The 1,361-nt window shown below is 58.6% G+C and carries 1 protein-coding gene; it reads right to left on the reverse strand.

Annotated features, from left to right (window positions below):
• Nucleotides 1–79 precede the first annotated feature (79 nt).
• Entirely contained in the window at nucleotides 80–1,231 is a 1,152-nt protein-coding gene (locus CXQ93_RS20115) for an IS481 family transposase (protein ID WP_104112168.1), read from the reverse strand.
• Nucleotides 1,232–1,361 lie beyond the last annotated feature (130 nt).

Here is a 1,361-nt window from a genome sequence, read left to right on the forward strand (position 1 = left end):
TGTGATGTGTCGCGACATCGTTGACTGATGTAGCGAGACATTGTTGACAGAAGCTCTCTCCTTCGGGAGGGGGCTTTTGTTATTTTTTGGGTTGGTAGCTTTTGCTGGGGTCGATGGTGTGTTCTGCCAGGAGCACGCCGGTTTCTGCATTGGCGATCATTACTTCGGGTCCGGCGATGAGGACTATGACGTGTTTTCCCTTGTGAGCTCGGCCGATGGCCAGGTGCCGCATGGCCCCTTCATAGCGCAGGCTGACTGTGCCGGTGCTGTCGATCTTGTCGTAGCGGACTCGCCAATGGCGCTCTGAGGGCTGTGCCGGTGCGGCTTTGGGTAGTGAGGTGTACACCTCTGCCGGGGTCTTGCGGTCCAGCGCCCTGTGGGGGCGTTCCTGGTTGTAGATGTGTTGAAACCGTGCCAGCTGTTCATCTAGTTCGCGGCAGCTGCCTGCGGGTGGTTGGAGTGCTAGCCATTTCTTGAGGGTCTGGTGGAAACGCTCAATTTTCCCTTGAGTCTGCGGATGATACGGCGAGCCGTTTTTCTGGATGATTCCCAATTTCTTCACGAGGTACTCGAAAGCGTTCGGGCCCCCTTTCCCGTGCGCGAATCGGGTCGTGTAGACCATCCCGTTGTCTGTCAGGGTTGAGGCCGGGTAACCTTGCGTTTGCGCAGTGCTGGTGAACGTCGTGGTCACTGTAATCCCCGTAACGCGGGGGTGAGCGCTGATATGGAGCAGGTAGCGGGAGCAGTCATCGAGCCAGGATATGACCTCAATATCCGTGCCGCCAGCCAGGGTCCAGTGGGTGAAATCGGACTGCCAGGTTTGGTTGGGCTGGGCCGCTTCAAAGCGGTGCCACGAGGAACGAGGGCGTTTCTGTGGTTGTGGCACGACCATCGCTGCGCTGCGCAGGATCCGCCAAATCGTGGAAACCGCCGGCGGACTCACACCCTCACGTCGCAGACGGTCAGAGATGGATTCGGCACCAGCATCCAGACCCGCGGCGACCAGCTCGGCTCGCAGGGCTGTGATTCTGGCTCGCACGTCCTCGGAGGTAGCACCAGGATGACTGCTAGGGCGGCGAGATCTGGGTTCCAGCCCCGCCTCACCAAACTCCCGATAGCGCCCCATCAGCACATGCACCCATTGCCGGCTGACATTGAAACGACGAGCGGCTTCACTGGGAGACAACCCCATCTCAAGCACAGCAAGAACAATGACACGATTCTGATCCAAGGACGACATAACCCATCATCCCCGCAGTCAACGATGTCCCGACACATCAAATGCCCTACTAACACCGGGGCCGCCACCAGAGTCAAGGATGTCCCGACACAGCTGTCAACGATGTATTGAAACCAGACAC

Origin of the sequence: Arthrobacter sp. N199823 (assembly GCF_002929705.1) — a bacterium.
Classification (GTDB): Bacteria; Actinomycetota; Actinomycetes; order Actinomycetales; family Micrococcaceae; genus Specibacter.